This window comes from Salinibacillus aidingensis, assembly GCF_055393355.1.
This window is the reverse complement of sequence record NZ_AP043759.1, coordinates 3,228,353-3,248,206: the sequence shown is the minus strand read 5'-3', so window position 1 is coordinate 3,248,206 and position 19,854 is coordinate 3,228,353. Positions and strand designations below refer to the sequence as shown.

Here is a 19,854-nt window from a genome sequence, read left to right as displayed (position 1 = left end):
TGATAACGGTGCTTCTGTTTTTTGATTAATGAACACCTTTCATAAAGGTTTGAATTTTTGGAGAGAAGGCGAAAAGAATGATACTTAAAACAATCGCCACTCCACCAATTGTACCGAAGTAAAGAATTTCATTTTCCGCAGTATAGAATTTTACGACTTGAGCATTGATGGCCTGCGCTGCTGCATTGGAAAGGAACCATAAGCTCATCGTTTGTGCTGAGAAAGCTCGTGGTGCCAGTTTTGTTGTCGCTGATAATCCTACAGGAGACAAACAAAGCTCACCAAGTACAACAATAAAGTAACTTAGTACAAGCCACATAGGGTTAACGAGTGAATCTGTACCAGCCATGTAACCTGGGATAAGGATGACGATGAAGGATAAACCGGCAAATAATAGACCAAGAGAGAATTTCTTTGGAATGCTTGGCTGACGATTTCCTAATTTCACCCACATCCAGGCAAATACAGGTGCCAACACAATAATAAACATAGGATTCAATGACTGGAACCATGCAGGCTCAAGTTCAATTCCTAAGAAATTCAGCTGTGTTCGCTGGTCGGCATAGTTAGCAAGAATGGTAGATCCCTGCTCCTGAATTGCCCAGAACATAACGGACGCAATAAATAGCGGGATATAGGCAATTAAACGTGAACGCTCAACACTTGTGGTATTTGGGCTTCGATACATCCTGGTAAAGTAAATAATCGGAAGCAGAATGCCCAGAACACCTACCAGAGCAACAAAGGCATCAATAGTTAAATAACCGGTTGGAATGGCAATCGCACAAAGAATAGCAATAAGAACTACTCCTGTACCGATAGCCGTGTAAACTTTTTTCTTCTCTTCCCCGGATAACGGATTGGCAACCTGTGTACCCGCTAAACCAAGAAATCCTTTTCCTGTAATCATAAATAGAATAAGTCCAATAAACATTCCAATAGCGGCCATACTGAATCCTAAGTGGAAGCTATAGTCCATTAGGGATCCGGTAATCCATGGAGCCAGAACGGCACCTAAGTTAATTCCCATATAGAAAATACTGAATCCGGCATCGCGACGTTCATCTTTTTCACTGTAAATATCCCCAACAACACTGGATACGTTAGGCTTCAATAGTCCTGTACCAAGCACGATAAGAACCATAGAAACGAAGAACAGTGCGACGCTTCCAGGTATAGCCAAGGCAATATGTCCGAGCATAATCAGGATTCCCCCATAAAAAATGGCCTTCCTGGTTCCGAAAATACGGTCGGCAAGCCATCCTCCAATAATTCCTGACATATAGACCAATGATCCGTAAATGGACATAATGGATAATGCTGTGGTTCGATTCAATCCTAAACCACCTTGGGTAACCCCATAATACATATAATAAAGAAGAATCGCTCTCATTCCGTAGTAGGAGAAACGTTCCCAGAATTCGGTAAAGAATAGTGTGAATAACCCTTTAGGATGTCCGAAGAATCCCTTTTGAGGAACACTATCTACAATTTCCTGTTTAGATATTTCTGACATATTTTTTACCTCCCTGATATATTAATATAATACTTTTATCATTAGGGAGTTGTCAAAACATTTTTAAATAGAGGAAAAATGTACTAATAATTAATATATTAGATATTTTAATATAGTAAAAATATTGAATAGTATCACCCTTTAAAATATTTTTAAGATTTGGACCTTATGAATCTTTTTGAGCCCTGAAGCCATGGAAGCATCAAAAAAGGCGGTCAAGTTATGACCGCCTTCCAGATAAGTAAAACGAACCATCAGTGGGGATGGAAAAAACTCCGCTGATGGTTCGTTTTACTTTATTCTTTGTTCTTTGTATCATTGGTGTTTGATTGTTCGTTCAGGTCAAGTTCCTCAATAAGCTCTTCTTTTACCTCTTCTTTAATTTCGTCATAAACTTCTTCCTTCACATCGTCGTAAACCTCTTCTTTTACTTCATCATACACATCATCTTTCATATCATCATAGAATTCTTCTTTAAATTCCTTTTTCATCGATTTTAACTGTCGTTTACGTTTCTTCGCTTGTACGTTTTGATGGTCCTGATTAAATGTAATCAGTATAGATATGATCATAACCAGCATAATGAAAGCAAAAGGAAGTGCTGTAATAATCGAGGCTGTTTGAAGAGCCGTGAGTCCGCCACCACCACTTAATAGTAATACACTGGCAGTTCCGGCAATTAATAAGCCCCAGACTAGTTTCACGCCCATGCTTGGATTTAAACTTCCCCGTGATGTCATAGCACCGAGTACATATGATGCGGAATCGGCGGAAGTAATGAAGAAAATCAGAATTAATAGTACGGCTAATATACTTGTAATTGTGCTTAATGGCAGCTCGGCTAAGGTTGCGAATAGAGCTAGTTCAACCTTCCCTGTGACAAGCTCAGCAATGCCACCTGGGCCATACATTTCAAGATTTAGGGCAGTTCCTCCAAAAGTAGAGAACCAGATTAGGGCTAATAGCGATGGAACGATCAGTACGCCTGCCATGAACTCACGGATCGTACGTCCCCGTGAAATACGGGCGATGAAAAGCCCCATAAATGGTGCCCATGAAATATGCCATGCCCAGAAAAAGATCGTGTTTGTGCCAAGCCATTCGCTTTCTGAAAATGGTGTAAGCGTTAAGCTCATTGGAATCACGTTGGAAATGTATCCCCCAAGTGTCGTTACGAAGCTCTCCGCAATAAATAGAGTAGGTCCAACGATTAAAACAAAGAGGAAGAAAAGGCCTGCAACACCTAAGTTTATATTACTTAATCTTTTAATTCCTTTATTCACACCTTTGGCAGCTGAAAACATAAATAGGAATGTAACAATGGCAATAATCACAATTTGTGTCCAGACATTGTTTGGAATGTCTGTGAGGTGAGAAAGTCCACCTGTGATTTGCATCGCACTTAAACCGAATGTTGTCGCTACCCCAGTACTTGTAGCTAATACGGCAAGAATATCGATCGTTTTACCGGCCCAGCCATTAATTCTGTCTCCCAGAATAGGATAGAAGGCAGAACTGATTAATGCGGGCTTTCCTTTTCGATATTGTACATAGGCAAGAGTTAAACCAACAATGGAAAAAATCGCCCATGGATGCAGTGCCCAGTGGTAGGATCCGTATCGAAGTCCTGCTATCGCAGACTCTCTAGTTTCCGGAGTGTACCCGACAGGTGGTTCTAAGTAGTAAAGAACAGGTTCAGCAACTCCCCAGAAAACAAATCCTACCCCAATTCCCGCAGCAAATAACATACCAATCCACGAGAACCAGGAATACTCCGGTCGATCGTCCGGCTTGCCTAAACGTAATTTTCCATAAGGACTAATCGCCAGGAAAATTACAAAAAGTACGAAAAAGGCCGTAATCAGCATATAGAACCAGCCAAAGTTTGTAATCATCCATCCAAGTGCCTCATTTGCCACATTGCTGAGTGAACCTGGTGATAGCGCTCCCCAAAGGACAAAGATAGCTACCAGAATAGACGAAATATAAAATACCGTTGATGGCTTATCCCTTCTGTAGGTGTAATGTTGTTTATTCATGTTTACCATATGTGTGTTTTAAGTCTACACACATCCTCCCTTCATTTGGGCTGGTGCCTGTCACCACCCGAATATTGTCGATTTTTGTAGTGTACAAGATTCATAGATACACTACGCTTTTATATTATGAAGGAAAATAAATGGCATAACAAGAATTATCTCCAAATTATCTGTTTATCATGAATAATCGAAAAGCAATTCCACCATGTTTAAAATTTTGTAAGTCGAGCCGTGAAGAAGTGGAATAACAGCACGCAAATAACCTGATGAAATTGCCTGGTTATATTTGATACATAGCCGATTTTCCAGTAAGATAGGAAAAGAACTCTAATGCTTGGAAATGAGGGTTAACATGACAAAGGAATCCATTTACGGTTTAACCTTTGACCAGCTGATGGAATGGCTCGTGGATCATGGCCAAAAGAAGTTCCGTGCTCAGCAGGTTTGGGATTGGTTATATAAAAAAAGAGTCACGCAATTTGAAGATATGAAAAATTTGAATAAAGAATGCACAGAACTTTTAAAAGAGCATTTTGTCATACAGACTCTGGATGTGGAAATTAAACAGCAGTCCACAGATGGTACGGTTAAATTTCTGTTCAAACTGCAGGATGGGAATTTAATTGAAACGGTTTTAATGCAGCATCATTACGGATTGTCCGTTTGTGTAACCACGCAGGTCGGCTGTAATATTGGCTGTACGTTCTGTGCCAGTGGAATTCTGAGGAAAAACAGGGACTTATCAAGCGGTGAAATTGTGGAGCAGATCATGAACGTACAGCATCACCTGGATGAGCAGGAGAAAGGTGAACGTGTCAGTCATATTGTCGTTATGGGTATTGGTGAACCATTTGATAACTTTGATAATCTGGTTGACTTTTTACGTGTAGTAAACGATCAGAATGGCTTGTCCATTGGTGCCCGCCATATCACCGTTTCAACCAGTGGCCTTGCCCATAAAATTTATGAGTTTGCCGATCTGGGAATGCAGGTTAACTTAGCGATATCCCTGCACGCTCCGAACAATGAATTAAGAACACAAATCATGAAAATCAACCGTGCCTTTCCGGTTGAAAAATTGATGGATGCGATCGATTATTATCTGGAGAAAACCAACCGTCGTATAACGTTTGAGTACATTATGCTCCACGATGTAAACGATCATCAACAGGAAGCAGAGGAGCTCGTCAGCCTGCTGAAAGACAAACGCCACTTATCCTATGTAAACCTGATTCCTTATAATCCGGTCAGCGAGCATAACCAGTATCAGCGAAGTACTGCTGAAGACATTAAAAACTTTTATGCCATTCTGCTGGAAAATGGAATCAACTGCGGCGTGCGTGCAGAACAGGGCACAGATATTGATGCAGCCTGTGGCCAGCTGCGGAGTAAACAAATTAAGAAAAATAAAAAAGTGAAGGAACGGGTGTAAAGCTGGTTTAAGCGTCGTTTCTTTGAGACTTGAATGAGAGAAAAGTGCCTGGCTATTCAAAACGGGTTCGTTGTGAGGTGCAAAACGTTAAATCGCGTTTTAGATCACAATGCAATGCACAAAGGTACTTACACTAAATTCACATTATAAATCACATCAAAAAAGGGACTTAGAATTTTTTCTAAGTCCCTTTATTATGGGAACTTCTTATTAAACTAACGCACCTCGTTAGCTCAATAGCCATCACTTTTTTTATTTCGTCTAAAAAACACAAATGAAAATATTAGAAAGATTAACCCTGATAATACTAAACCTATCCCCATCATGAGTTGAAATGGTCCTCCACCAAAATGGCTAAAAGGAAATGGACCATTGATTATCCAAATGTATCTTTCATAATCTCCGTGAATAAACCAGTACAAAAAAATAGGGCTAATAAAAAAGATAAGAGATAGACTTATGCATAAGACTGATAATAGCTTATAATTGGCTTTCAATTTATTCTCTCCCTATCGTAGTAAAAGAGCGATGTTTATTGAATAGTAGCCTCCGTTTGTTTAAGAACATCTTTTTATATTTTTCAATGATTTAATTCTTTTTATCTTGCGGACTTCTTACCTTTTAGTTCTAAAAGTATAGGTGCTATATTTAGTAAGATAGAAACAATTGTCAAAAACCATAATGCCCTTTCCATACCAGGTACTACATCCGATAAAGCTGCCCAATCTTCCACTTTTACCCACCGAGATACAAGACTGTATTCTGCACAAAGTGTTAATGCTGTAAATGATAATCCCATCGCCATAGCAAGCTTATAATCCTTTCCTGCTGAATACATATAAAGATTTATAATAGTTATTACTATTGCAATAATCCCTAATATTAACCACATAACTATACCTCCATATATTTTTATTTATGTCATGTAATCATACTAATGTGCTTCATCTCATTTTTTGGATTACTTTTATTAGACATTAATATGTCTAATCTTACTTCACAGTAAATGCTCATTCCTTTTGTGATTTCTTATTGAACAAATCTACCCCGTTAGCTCAATATCTCCTAAGTTAATGTTAACATGATATTCCAAATATTTATCGGATAAAATAAAGACGACCAAATGTTGATCGCCTTGTTCAGCTATTGCCCCCCCGTTTGTTTAAGAGCAGTGTTATGGAGTTCTTTCTCAGGACGTGTGTGTTGAAAGTCATGGTTGATTGGAAATAAGGGATCGAATAAGCCGGCTGAGAGAGGGGATGTCACGGTAGATTGAGAGTCATGAGAGGAACGAATCAACCGAGATAGGCTGTGTCATGGCAGACTCAGAGTCAAAGAGGTATGAAACAATGAGAGCGATCATATCACGGCTGATTCGCACTCATAAAGCCATTGAATCTACTGAGACCCCTAATTTTACCATCGATATTCTTCAAAAAGGAACTATCCATAAAGGAGCCATCCATAAAAAAGCCTATCAAACACAATCATTTGATAGGCTCTTCTAAAGATTTATTTAGTTTTATCAAGCAATCATTATTCCATTAACTCCGCAACGATTTCATAAGAACGCAAACGATCCTCCTGATAATAGATCTGAGAGTTAATGATGATTTCATCTGCATTCGTTTCCTCTAAGAAGTTTTGAAGCTTTTTCTGCACGGTTTCTTTCGTTCCTACAATCGTGGTGCGTGGATCCAGGGACTTTTGCAGGGCTGCCTGCTCATAGCTTGAAGCCACAGCATGAATATCCTCCACAGGTGCTTTTAATGGGGTCGCTTCACCTCTGCCTAAGCTAAGGAATTGCTGCTGTTGTGAGGTTGCCAGCCATTTTGCTCTTTCCTCCGTATCGGCTGCAATCACATTTACCCCAACCATAGCGTATGGCTCCTTCCATTCATCAGAAGGCTTAAAGTTTTCCCGATATATTTTAAGAGCCGGTAAGGTATAATCCGGTGAAAAATGACTCGCAAAGGAAAATGGCAATCCCATTTGTGCGGACAACCGGGCGCTGAAGCCGCTGGAGCCCAGCAGCCAGATAGGAATATTTAGTCCTTGTCCGGGATAGGCTTTGACCCGGGCGGTAGGTGTCCCTTTAAAATAATGCTGCAGCTCTGCCACCTGCTGAGGGAATTCTTCAGGGCTGCTGTTCAAAGTACGTCTAAGGGCATAGCTTGTGGCCTGATCTGTGCCTGGTGCCCGGCCCAGTCCCAAATCGATTCTTCCGGGATAAATAGATTCGAGGGTCCCGAACTGCTCTGCAATAACGAGCGGAGCATGGTTCGGGAGCATGACACCTCCAGAACCAACACGTATGGATTCCGTTGCTCCGGCGATATGTCCCATAAGAACGGATGTGGCGGAACTGGCAATCCCGGGCATATTATGATGCTCAGCCAGCCAATAGCGGTGAAAGCCCCACTTTTCCGCACGCTTGGCCAACTCTACACTGTTTTTAATGGATTCCCGGGCGGTTCCTTCTTCCGTAATCGGAGCCAGGTCGAGAATGGATAAGGGTATATTTTTAAAGCACTTAACTTTAGACATTTGTGCACACTCCTGTTTTGATCTTTGTATTCTAGTATAGCTTCTTTTTCCTGCTATTGTCTAAAGTTGTGATTCACTTAGGATGTAAAAAAGTGGAAACAAACAGGAGAACATCTAAGTGACAGAGCAAAGCATTCGTCAGGATTTTTTCCGTTTTTTCACCCGTCCGATTCCCAGTTCCTTAGACTCTTTATACAATGACTTCACCAGGCTGGCGGTCATTAAGCCCATAATAATGGAAAAGGGGAGTGCGGCGATAATCATCATATTTTCCAAAGCCTGCAATCCTCCTGAATAAAGCAGGACAAGGGCTGTTGCTGACAGCATAATCCCCCAGGTCAGCTTGATTCTGATATTCGGGGACAGGGAGCCATTCGTTGTCATCATGCCCAATACGTACGTACCAGAGTCGGCAGATGTAATGAAAAAAGTACTGATTAAAAGAATAGCGGTGATCGAAAGGACCATACTCCAGGGAAACTCGTTAAAAACGCCAAACAATGACTCTTCTGTTGCTAATTCTGAAATTTTAGCAATGCCATTATGTTCAAGGGAGATGGCTGAACTGCCAAACGTCGAAAACCATAAAAACACTACAACAGAAGGAATGAGCAATACGGAAAAAACAAACTCCCGGATACTGCGGCCTCTTGAAACTCGTGCGATAAAAATTCCGACAAAAGGAGACCACGCGATCCACCATGCCCAGTAAAATATGGTCCAGCCATTAATCCAGCCTCGAATATCCGGGTTCAGCGGGGCAATCCTGAAACTCATTTGAGGAAGAGTTTGTACATAACTTCCAACGGTATTGGTAAACAGGTTTAAGATCAGTAATGATGGCCCAAAAATGAATGTCAGAACAAAAAGAGCAGCCGCAAGTCCCATATTGGCATTACTTAAAATCTTAATGCCCTTCCCTAAACCGGACCAGGCGGAAATCATAAATAATACCGTGACAATGACAATGATGAGGAATTGAACCCAAAAGTTTGCCGGAATTCCAAACAGGTATGAAAGTCCACCGTTGATTTGCGCAGCACCAAAACCAAGCGAGGTTGCCACTCCGACCACAGTTGCCAATACAGCAAATACATCGATCGCTTTTCCGGTCGGACCTTCCACGCGATCACCGAGAATCGGTCTTAGGGTAGCACTGATCAGCCCCAGACGATCATGTCTGAAATGAAAGTAGGCAATGGCCAGCGCTACAATGGCATAAACACTCCACGCATGAACTCCCCAATGAAAAAAGGTGAAACGCAACGAATCTTTAATTGCCTGCTCTGTACCAATTTCGCCCGTTGGAGAGCTGATGGCATAGTGACTAATCGGTTCTGATGTGCCGTAAAACACAAGCCCTATCCCCATGCCGGCACTAAATAACATAGCGATCCAGGTAGGTCTTGAGAATTCCGGTTTTTCATCCTGTTTGCCCAGTTTAATTCTTCCGATGGGACTGATTAATAAATATAAGCAAATAATTAAAAGTATGGTGACCATAATTAAGTAGTACCATCCAAAAGTATTCGAAATAAAGGTCTGAATACTTGCAGTTAATTGTTCAGTGGTTGTTGGAATGATAATCCCGATCAAAACCAGGACGGCAAGAATCGCCAGGGATGTATAAAAAACCGTATAGTTCTGTTTCATTCTTTGTGCCCCTTTCCAGGAAAAATGGTGAAGAATCATTTATATATTTTTTTCCTTTGAGGGGGAAATATGTATGGGAAAGAAACAAAGTGAATCAAGTAGTTATTAGGCTGCTTGGAGAGGGTGTATCTTAATATGGTTAAGAGTGAGTGGGATTCATAGTTAATTCGTGGGTGGGATGGTGCTGAATCCGCCGAGAGAGGGTGAGTCACGGTGGTTTCGTGGTTGAGGGTGGTCTGAATCCGCCGTGAGAGGGGGAGTCACGGCATATTCAGGGACAAGGCAGCTCTGAACCCGCCATGAGAAGCCGCATCACAGTTGATTCACAATCAAAAGGACTCTGAACCAACCATGAAATCGAATGAATTAAAATATTAAAGGACATTCATAATTTAATTTCAGTACACAGAAAAAATGCCCAGTAAATCTGAGCATTTTTTCTGTGTACTTCTATAACTGAATTTATGGCTGCTTAATTCATACTAAGCAATTCCTTAATTTCCTCTTCACTAAGACTCTTAAACATCGTTTCTCCCGGCTGTATGACATTTTCAATCAGTTCCCGTTTTTTCTGCTGCAGGGAGTAGATTTTTTCTTCAATGGTTCCTTCTGTAATCAGACGGAATACCTGGACGACCTTTTTCTGTCCGATGCGGTGGGCGCGGCCGGCTGCCTGCTCTTCAATGGCCGGATTCCACCATAAATCATATAAGATGACGGTGTCTGCGCCTGTAAGGTTTAGGCCTGTTCCACCTGCTTTAAGTGAGATTAAGAAAATTTCCTTCTCTCCCTGGTTAAACCGCTCGGCCATTTCCACCCGTTCTCTGGAAGGTGTTTGTCCATCTAAATAAAAGGCATCCATTCCAGCATCGGTAAGCTTCTGCTGAATGATTTGCAGCATGCTTGAGAACTGGGAAAAGATAAGCATTCGCTGATTGTTTTCCCGGGCATTTTCGACGATTTCCAGCAGCTGATTGAGCTTGCCTGATTCACCCTGATAATCTTCAATAAACAGGGATGGATGGCAGCACAGCTGACGCAGCCTTGTTAGACCGGCCAGAATCTTCATCCGGTTCTTTTGAAATCCTTCTGCAGCAATGGCATTGGCTGCTTCCCCCTGAATTTGTTCTAAATAACCGAGGTAAAGCTGTTTTTGCTCTTTTGTTAATTCGGAGGTATGAACCGTTTCGATTTTGTCCGGCAGTTCTTTTAATACATCCTGCTTCAGACGGCGCAGGATAAAGGGTCTGCTCATTCTGGATATTTGCTCCTGCGGCAGTGTATTAAAGGTCTTTTTATTTGGGAAAAATCCGGGCATCAGACAATCAAAAATTGACCACAGCTCATCCAGCGAATTTTCAATCGGTGTTCCGCTAAGGGCAAAACGCTTCGTAGCAACGATGGATTTTACAGCTTTAGCCGTTTTGGTTAAATGGTTTTTAATCGCCTGGGCCTCGTCCAGAATCATCGTTGAAAAGGTCAGAGGCTGGTAGACTTCAATATCCTGTCTTAACGAAGGGTAGGAAGTCACAAGGACGTCCGCTTCTGTGGCCTTTTCCAGTTTCCCTCTTCGCTCATCTCTGGTACCACTCACGACAACCACATTTAGCTGTGGAGCAAACTTGGTAAACTCGCTTTTCCAGTTATAGACGAGGGAGGCGGGTGCGACCACGAGAGCCGGCTGGTTGTCCGATTGCTTCTCCTCCCAGTCGGATAAAAGAAAGGCGATAGCTTGAAGTGTTTTCCCCAGCCCCATATCATCCGCTAAAATTCCGCCAAAGCGATAATGGCTCAGGCCCTTCAGCCATTGATAACCAACGTTCTGATACTCACGTAAGTCGGCATTTAAACTCTCAGGCAACGGATATTCACTTTCATCCGGGGTTTTAATATCCCGCAATAACTGGCGGAAGGCCTTATTGTATTTGGCCCCAATTTCCTTGTTCATGTATTTCTCAACCTGCATCCCCCGATAAGCAGGTACGGTGATTTGACCTTCATCCATATTTTCGGGATCAATATTCAGCTCATTCATAAGCTTGGAAATCGGGGTGAAGGCATCATCTTCAAGTGGCACAAAAGTACCATTTGGCAGGCGGTAATATCGCTTTTTCTCCGTAATGGACTGAAAGATATGCTGAATTTCATCAGGATGAATATCTTCAAAATCAAAGTTAATTTCCAGGAAGTTTTCATTTGCATCCAGATCAATCTGGATATCAGGATATTGTCTTTCCTCCAGCATCATTTGTTTGATTTGATTGGTTGTATAAATCGCGATTTTGTCCTCAAGCTTAGGGAGTACATCATAAAGAAAGGAAAAGATCTCATCTTCCTCATCAATGTACAGTTCATTTCCGTTATATTTAAAAGGCGCGCTTTCGATGATGCTCATCACTTCCTGCTCTTTTTCCATGTCGCGAATTAAAATCTGATTGGATTCCTGCCGTTCATCCTTATAATTGCCGAACGGAAAGAAGGTATAGTCATCATAATGATATTCAAGCCGGGCGGTAAGGTGTTCCTCATCAATATCAAGATACAGCTTTGCCTGCAGAGGCGGCTGGATAATGTCGTTTGAGATTTGTTCTTTAATCTGAAGATCACCAATTTGATTCAGGCTGGGCATAACGTGAGATAAGAAGGATTCTATTTGCTCCTTTTTAATAGGTAATGTCCGGTTATGCGTCATGTTTACAATTTTGCCCATTTCATTTAAAATCCCGAGCTGTTTTTGATCAACCTTATAGAAAATATTCTCGGAAAGAACAAATTGATAATCGTTTAAAATGACAGCAGAGTTCAGGAAGTGTAAGTCAAGGTTGTACCCGCTTGCCTGCTGGTTTTGGTCAAGCTCAAAGGTAAAGGGAAGCTCCTCATCTGAACGATAAAATCCTGTATAGGTCCCTGTTTCGCCTTTAAAATGACAATCCCGATGCTGCAGCATTTGTAGCAGACGGTCTGCGTGCAGGGGAGGAATGACCATTTCTCTTGGATCAATGTAGCCGTATTGTAAATTCCGGGACCCCTGATAGAAGCTTTCACTTGTGTAGATTTCCATTAATAGCTGGATAATCTCCTGGTCTTCCTGCTCGAAATAATGAATTTTAGGATCATAGGTGAATTTCTTTGTAAAAATAAGCTCTTTTTGCTGTTGAATATGGCTGAGCAGCTCACGGATTTTCTTGACTACATAAGTTCTCTGTTCACCTATTTTCATTTCAACCGTAAGCAGGGGAGAGTCCCAGATTCTTTGATGTGTTTTTAATATATATTCGCATTTTAACGGTCTGGCAATAATGGATGGCTCGTTTGTCGTATCGGATGTTTCAATATAATCCGAGAACAGTTTAATCATTTCTGTAGCCGGATCAGGCCTTTGACGGCTAATTCTTCTTCTTCTGAACGAAATGTCACTTTCAAATTGTCCAAGGAACTGATGAAGGGCTTCTCTATCAATTGGATCTTGAATCACATCAGCCAGCTCTAAAAAGGCTGCAACGGTATGTTTGCAGGAATGATAGGTTTCATGAGCAGGGCACTCACAAAAATAGGAGATCCCATTTTCCGTAAATTGGATTTCCACGTCATAAACTTCCGTGCCAAAAACGGCTGTACGCCATCTGTGTTCTTCAGCATAATGAGTGAATTGACCAACACGGCCCTGATTATAATATTGCAGTCCTCTTCTATAAATAGACTGGGTAAACTTTCCCTTGTTTAAGTCCATCATATTTTTCATCCTTATTGCTTTTATTTCCATGATTCTACTATTTCTTATAAAATATACTATCTAGTATCCATTTTATCTATTTTATCATAGATAGGAGAAAGATGATTCATCTTCTGACTGAGCAGACATCATAAAGTGAAACTTCCATCAGTGGGGGGTCTCCATCCCCCACTCAGTCTTGTTGGGGTACCCTCAAGACTTGAAGTGGGGGTATTACGGCCAGTTCATGCGTGTTAAAAAAGCATACCAGCTCATTCGGGCTGATATGCTTTCTGATTCCATATACAAATTTAATGGTAAAGGATAGACCTCTATTAAACCTCTTTGTTGTCAGGTTGCTAGGCCTTTTCCTCAAACAACCGGGCAATCTCAATAATGGTTTCTGTTGCTTTTATCATATGGTCCACGGATGCAAACTCATATTTTCCATGGAAGTTTTCGCCGCCTGTAAACAGATTCGGGGTTGGCAGTCCCTTATAGGAAAGCTGCGATCCATCTGTACCACCGCGAATCGGTTCCACGACAGGTTTTATTTCGAGATTTTCCATCGCTTCATAGGCGATGTCCACAATTTCTTTTACAGGTTCGATTTTATCCCGCATGTTATAGTATTGATCTTTCATTTCAAGAATAATGGTGTCCTCACCGTATTTCTGCTGTAAGTTGGATACAATCTGTCTGACGGTCTGTTTGCGTGCCTCAAATTTATCTTTATCATGATCACGGATGATATAAGCCAGGCTGCTCTGCTCTACATCCCCTTCAAAGGAGAGCAGATGATAGAATCCCTCATAGTTTTCCGTATGTTCGGGCGCTTCTTGTACTGGTAATTGCTGATGCAGTTCCATCGCTATTTTCATGGAGTTCACCATTTTACCTTTGGCTGTACCTGGATGAACATTGTTTCCATTTACCGTAATTTTGGCAGCTGCGGCATTAAAGCTTTCATATTGAAGCTCTCCTAATGGACCACCATCTACTGTATAAGCACAGGATGCATTGAATCGTTCCACGTCAAATTTATGCGGTCCCCGGCCAATTTCTTCATCAGGCGTAAAGGCTACTCTGATGGGGCCGTGTTTGATTTCCGGATGCTGAATAAGATAATCCATGGCGGTCATAATTTCTGTTACACCAGCTTTGTTGTCTGCACCAAGAAGAGTGGTACCATCCGTTGTTACCAGGGTGTGACCTTTGTAGTTAGTGAGATTTGGATATTCTTCAGGTGACAGGACGATATGTAAGTCTTCATTTAATTGAATGTCCTCACCATCATAATTTTCTACAAGCTGTGGCTTAACATTTTTACCGGTAAAATCGGTTGCGGTATCGACGTGAGCTAAAAATCCAATGGTGTTGACCTCTTTGTCTGTGTTGGAAGGAAGGGTAGCCATCACATATCCGTTTTCGTCAATCGTAACCTCCTTCATTCCGATTTCTTTTAATTCTTCTACAAGCTGATTGGCCAAGGTTAGCTGGCCGGGTGTGGAAGGGCATTCCTCGTTGTTCTCATTTGATTGCGTATCCACTTGGACATAGGACGTAAATCGTTTTATGATATCCTGCTTCATCATACTCACCTCTAATTTTTAATCTAATAGTAGCATAAACCTTTAAGAGTAAAAAAGAAAACGAGGCCGGGACAAAAATGTTTTTGCTAAAGGGAAATCCGAATTATGATAGGTGCAGGAACCACCGCTATGGAAATATACTTCGCTTTCACCCAAGAGCACAAGTGCGACATCTACTCAAACTCCCTACGGTCGTTTTCGTAGTGTCTTCTTTGCCGTGGGCGGCTGTTGAGCCTCCTCACGCTATCGCGCTGCGGGGTCTCACCTAGGCCTTCCTCCCACGACGAACAGGACGTTCTGGTGTCGGTGTTGGCACAGGACGTGCCGCTTTTAACCGACCAGGAGTCTACGTATATTTCCTCCGCTTAGTTACCTATCATTCGGTTAATGACCAAGCAAATTAGTTATGTCCCAGTCTCGTTATATTTATGCCTGTAATGGCTGGCCAGGTCCTTGTTTTGGCATATCATCTTCCCGGCGAGATTGGAAGAGCCAGACAACGGCAATTAAAACAAATCCTAAAATATCCACATAGTGATTTGGTGAAATTAACATAAGACCTGCAGCGACTAAGACGATACGCTCCCAGGCAAAAGCTTTGCGTTTGAAGTAGCCCATAACCGAGCTGCTTACACCCATCATACCGATAAGAGCTGTAATGACAGCCAGGATCAGTTCAAGCGTCGTGTAATCACCCGATTGAACGAGAATAGGATTGAACACAAAGATATATGGAATGATAAAGGCTGCAATCGCCAGTCGGACGGCTGTAGTTCCGGCTTTGAACGGATTGGCTCGTGCAATCCCTGCACCTGCATAAGCTGCAAGACAAACAGGCGGAGTGATATCTGCCACAATACCAAAGTAGAACACAAATAAGTGAGCGGACAGCATATCAACACCAAATCCGTTAATTAAGGCAGGTGCTGCTACGGTTGCGGTAACAACATAGTTCGCTGTTGTCGGCAGCCCCATACCCAAAATAATACAGGCAATCATCGTAAATAACAGGGCCAGTGGCAGAATTCCCTGTGACAGGGCAATAATGCCGGAAGCAATCTTACTTCCTAATCCTGTCATTCCAACAACCCCGGCAATAATACCGGCTGTACCAACTGCCGCAATAACAGGAAGCGCTACACGAGTTCCCTGCTCAAGTACAAAGATAATTTTCTTGAAGGACATTCGTGTATCTTTCCGTACAAAGCTGGCAAGGAATGCAACGAGGATTCCCATTAAGGCTGCTCTTTGAGGTGTATAACCTGCAAACAGAGTTCCGATGATAGCTACCAGTGGCAGGAGCATGAAGCCCTTGGATAACAGCAGTTTTTTCGCACTTGGCAGCTGATCCTTGGGCATCCCTACAATTCCCTGCTTTTTCGCCTCAAAGTGTGCGCCCATAAAAATGCCGGAAAAATAAAGCAGAGATGGAATTAATGCAGCCAGCATAATGGTTGCATAGTCTGTGCCGGTATATTCAATCATAATAAAGGCAGCAGCCCCCATTATCGGTGGCATCAGTTGTCCGCCGGTTGAAGCCGAAGCCTCAGCGGCAGCGGCAAACTCAGGTTTGAATTTGGCCTTTTTCATCATTGGAATGGTAAAGGATCCTGAAGCTACCGTATTTGCAATGGAACTTCCTGATACCATCCCCTGCATGGCACTGGCTGCAACAGCTGCTTTAGCTGTACCACCTGTAAAACGGCCTGTAAGTGCATAGGCAATATCATTAAAGAACTGTCCAATACCTGTGTGGACTAATAAAACCCCGAATAATAGGAAAAGAAAGATAAATTTCGCCGATACCTGTACAGGAATACCAAATACCGCATTTTCTCTGAACCATAAATCCGTAAATACTTTTTCAAACGAAAAGCCAGCGTGTGATAGCATATTGGCAGGAATTAAATTTCCGAAGAGCGCATATAGAATTGTAACGGAAGCAACGATGACAATCGGAAGACCAACACATCTTCTGGTTGCTTCTAATAAGAGGAGTACCCCTAAAATTGAAATGATTATATCAAGTGATGAGTACCCGTGAACACGTGCATCTAAAATAGCATCAAACTGAATAATTTTATAGTAGCCTACGAAAATCGCTGTAAATGCTAAAACGACGTCATACCATGGGATTCCATTTTTATGCAATCCTTTTTTAACTGGATAGAGTAAAAAGATAACCCCAAGTGCTGTACCGACGTGGACGGCACCCTGAATCTGTGATTGTAAGGTTCCATAAAAGCCTGTGTATAAATGGAATACCGTTAAATAGACCCCGAGGAACGTAACAATCCAGGCCCATTTCCCAATGTTTTTTCGATAATTACTTTCTTTATCGTATTTCTCTAATAGTTCTTGCTCGGATAATTGCTCACCGTTTTCGTCAGTGATTTCCGATGTGAGACGCTCGTCTTCTTTGTTGTTTTTTGTGTGATTCTTATTGTTGTTTTTCGCCACACCTTTCACCACCTTTAACAAAATTAACTCGAATAAAGGGGGACCGGACACGCTGTGTCAGGTCCCCACCAGTTTATCGTTCTATCAATTTTTCGGCGTTTCCGCCTATGTTGATTACTCAGCTAATTCCTCTAAACTATTAATTCCGGTTTCTTCGCGAGTAATAATCTGCATAACTTCTGGGTAAATATGGCCGATAAAGGCAAAGTTTTCAACAGGCTCACCTTCAAATTCGCCTTCCCCATTGTAAGCGTCCTGTGCTGGTACGTGTACAGTCATACCAAGATCCATATTTCCTTGACCAATGCTGGCAAGGTTTTCAACGGATGCCCCGGTTTCTGTGGCTGTCACGTTTACCCCATCAATGTTCTGGCTCCAAATGGTTGCCATTTCACCGCCAAGTGGGTAGTACGTACCACCTGAGCTTCCTGTACCTAAAACAAATTCTTCTTTACGGCTTTCTGCTGTAGCGCTTACTTCCGCTTCTTCAGATTCAACCGTCAACCCTTGTTCTTCATAATATTTTTTAGCCCCAGGGTGAATGGGAAGACCCTGTGATCCATTTAAGGCATTCTCTAATGTAGTGTGGTCGGATTGAGCGTGGGTGTTATCATCTGCATTTTCTACGGAGATTTTTGCCAATTCATAAGCGAGTTCGTTATCGATTGTATCTGTGTTTCCAACTAAAACAGCATAAGCTGTCACTGTTTTTACATCCTCATCCTGAAAGTCATAGGATCCAGCTGGAATGGTGTATTCTAAATAACCCAGATTTTCCTCTACATAACTAATGGTTTCATCCGACAGGCTAAGAAGCTTAGCGTCCCCTGATGTCGCCTGGAGGTCATTTACACTTCCGGCTGGTAAGCCTAATAACCCCAGTGAAACGTCAATGTTTCCATCCTGCAATCCATCCTTAGCATCGCCAAAGCCTTCTTCATAAGCCTTGTAATGCTCATCTTCTTTCAGTCCGGCACCTTCAAGAATTACGGATGCAGCTGCCTGTGTTCCACTTCCAGCAGGTCCAATAGCGATATTAGCATCGCCACCGCCGCCACATGCAGCAAGGACTAGTGCCATGATGGAAAAGATTACTAGAGTGATAGTCTTTTTCATCTGAAATCCCCCTTAAATTTTTTTATATCATTCTCAATGAAGGCTAATTCTCTATCAAAATCAGACTAAAATCCATTGAGAACGTTCACATCATGAAGTATGTAAAAAAGCATGTACTACTTCAACTGTATTTTATTTTAACATAAAAATCTTTATTATGGTTAATATTCTTTTAAAAAATCAAATCATTTTATATAATGAACAAATTTCGCAAAGACATAATTTCACATATTGCCTTCCATACTATAAAATAAAGAGAGATTACTGTTAGAAAGGATGAACATCATGTCAAAACAGCATATAGGTGTTGTTGGTGCCGGAGTTATGGGGAAGAACTTGGCCTTAAATTTTGAAAGTAAAGGGTATTCAGTAGCATTATATGACATATCTGAAGAAACCATTACTAAAGTCATGGAAGAAAATCCAAATATAAATATGGAAGGAACGAGTCATTTAGAACAATTTATAGAAATGCTGGAATTACCGAGAAAGATCATACTAATGGTTCCGGCCGGAGATATAACCGATAAAGCCATTGACTCATTGCTGCCTCATTTGGATGCCGGTGACATTTTAATGGATGGTGGTAATACATATTTTGAAAATACTGTACGAAGAAATAAGTATTTAGCCAGCAGGGGCATCCACTTCCTGGGTGTCGGTGTGTCCGGGGGATCAGAAGGGGCACGTATTGGTCCTTCCCTGATGCCGGGAGGAGACAAGAAAGCCTATGAGAAAGTGTCTTCCATGTTGAAGGATATTGCAGCTCAGGAAGACGGGGATCCATGTGTTTCGTATGTTGGACCGGATGGAGCCGGCCATTACGTGAAGATGGTGCATAATGGCATTGAATATGGGGATATGCAGTTGATTTCTGAAGCCTATTTCTTTCTTAAACATACATTGCAGCTATCCAATGAAGAACTGCATGACATATTCTCCGAGTGGAACAAGGGTGAACTGGACAGTTATTTGATTGAAATTACAGCTGATATTTTCACCAAGATTGACGAGGAAACAGGGAACTCATTAGTCGATATGATTCTTGATACCGCCGGACAAAAGGGAACCGGAAAATGGACAAGTCAAAGTGCGCTGGATTTAGGAGTTTCTCTGCCGGCCATCACGGAGTCTGTTTTCGCACGCTTTATCTCTGCGCGGAAGGAAGAGCGCGTCGCCGCAAGTAAAGTACTGCAGGGTCCGGATCGTGTTCAGGACTTGAATATTGATAAAAACGAGCTTGTGGAAGCTGTCCGCCAGGCCTTATATATGAGTAAAATCTGCTCCTATGCTCAAGGGTTTGATCAATTAAAGGCAGCTTCAGAGGAGTATGACTGGAACCTGAACTTTGGAGAAATTGCCATGCTATGGAGAGAGGGCTGTATCATCAGAGCAGGATTCCTCCAGAACATTAAAGAAGCCTATGACCGTAACCCGCAATTGGATAATCTGATCCTTGACTCTTACTTTAAAGAGGTTGTGGAATCCTACCAGACGTCGTTGCGGAAGGTGATTTCCATCGCCGTTCAACAAGGTCTTCCAGTGCCGGCATTTTCAGGTGCCCTGTCTTATTATGACAGCTATCGCACAGAGACCCTGCCTGCCAATTTGCTGCAGGCCCAGCGTGATTATTTCGGGTCACACACCTATCAGCGAATTGACAAAGAAGGAACCTTCCATACAGATTGGCAGGAAAAATAGAACGTAAAACAGAAAATGCGATTCATTCGAAGTTATCTGGATCAATTCCTAAAAAGCTCTTAATTCTTATATCTTTGGACGAATCA

Annotated in this window: 11 protein-coding genes; 2 read left to right on the top strand and 9 right to left on the bottom strand. The window is 41.9% G+C overall.

The window, feature by feature from the left end; genetic code table 11:
* Positions 1-25: 25 nt before the first annotated feature.
* Positions 26-1,516 (bottom strand): peptide MFS transporter, encoded by a 1,491-nt coding sequence (locus tag ACZ5OK_RS16655; protein WP_343838863.1) that lies wholly within the window; start codon positions 1,514-1,516, stop codon positions 26-28.
* A gap of 296 nt (positions 1,517-1,812) precedes the next feature.
* Positions 1,813-3,555 carry a BCCT family transporter gene (locus ACZ5OK_RS16650; RefSeq protein ID WP_343838861.1) on the bottom strand — a complete coding sequence of 581 codons (1,743 nt, stop codon included), beginning with the start codon at positions 3,553-3,555 and terminating at the stop codon, positions 1,813-1,815.
* A gap of 352 nt (positions 3,556-3,907) precedes the next feature.
* Between ACZ5OK_RS16650 and rlmN the strand changes: the two genes are divergently transcribed.
* A complete protein-coding gene (gene rlmN, locus ACZ5OK_RS16645; protein ID WP_343838859.1) occupies positions 3,908-4,987 on the top strand; it encodes a dual-specificity RNA methyltransferase RlmN in 1,080 nt (359 codons plus the stop codon).
* A gap of 598 nt (positions 4,988-5,585) precedes the next feature.
* On the opposite strand, the gene ACZ5OK_RS16640 is transcribed toward rlmN, so the two are convergent.
* The 7 genes from ACZ5OK_RS16640 to ACZ5OK_RS16610 all read right to left on the bottom strand — a co-directional run bounded on the left by ACZ5OK_RS16640 (position 5,586) and on the right by ACZ5OK_RS16610 (position 18,067).
* Positions 5,586-5,879: a hypothetical protein gene (locus ACZ5OK_RS16640; RefSeq protein WP_343838857.1), complete on the bottom strand. Its 294-nt coding sequence runs from the start codon at positions 5,877-5,879 to the stop codon at positions 5,586-5,588.
* 644 nt (positions 5,880-6,523) lie between these two features.
* Positions 6,524-7,534, bottom strand: coding sequence for an LLM class flavin-dependent oxidoreductase (locus ACZ5OK_RS16635; protein WP_343838855.1), 1,011 nt, complete (start codon positions 7,532-7,534; stop codon positions 6,524-6,526).
* A gap of 138 nt (positions 7,535-7,672) precedes the next feature.
* A complete protein-coding gene (locus ACZ5OK_RS16630; RefSeq protein WP_343838853.1) occupies positions 7,673-9,187 on the bottom strand; it encodes a glycine betaine uptake BCCT transporter in 1,515 nt (504 codons plus the stop codon).
* Between the two features lie 472 nt (positions 9,188-9,659).
* A complete protein-coding gene (locus tag ACZ5OK_RS16625) occupies positions 9,660-12,920 on the bottom strand; it encodes an SNF2 helicase associated domain-containing protein (RefSeq protein WP_464758231.1) in 3,261 nt (1,086 codons plus the stop codon).
* A 338-nt stretch (positions 12,921-13,258) separates the two neighbouring features.
* Positions 13,259-14,491, bottom strand: a complete 1,233-nt coding sequence (pepT, locus tag ACZ5OK_RS16620) for a peptidase T (RefSeq protein ID WP_343838849.1) — start codon at positions 14,489-14,491, stop codon at positions 13,259-13,261.
* A gap of 426 nt (positions 14,492-14,917) precedes the next feature.
* The gene (locus tag ACZ5OK_RS16615; RefSeq protein WP_343839037.1) at positions 14,918-16,885 is read right to left on the bottom strand and encodes a TRAP transporter permease; all 1,968 of its coding nucleotides are present in this window, start codon (positions 16,883-16,885) and stop codon (positions 14,918-14,920) included.
* A gap of 180 nt (positions 16,886-17,065) precedes the next feature.
* Positions 17,066-18,067 carry a TAXI family TRAP transporter solute-binding subunit gene (locus ACZ5OK_RS16610; RefSeq protein WP_343838847.1) on the bottom strand — a complete coding sequence of 334 codons (1,002 nt, stop codon included), beginning with the start codon at positions 18,065-18,067 and terminating at the stop codon, positions 17,066-17,068.
* A 285-nt stretch (positions 18,068-18,352) separates the two neighbouring features.
* On the opposite strand from ACZ5OK_RS16610, the gene gndA reads away from it, so the two are divergent.
* On the top strand, positions 18,353-19,768 hold the full coding sequence (gndA, locus tag ACZ5OK_RS16605; protein WP_343838845.1) for an NADP-dependent phosphogluconate dehydrogenase: 1,416 nt from the start codon (positions 18,353-18,355) through the stop codon (positions 19,766-19,768).
* The last annotated feature ends 86 nt before the right edge of the window (positions 19,769-19,854 follow it).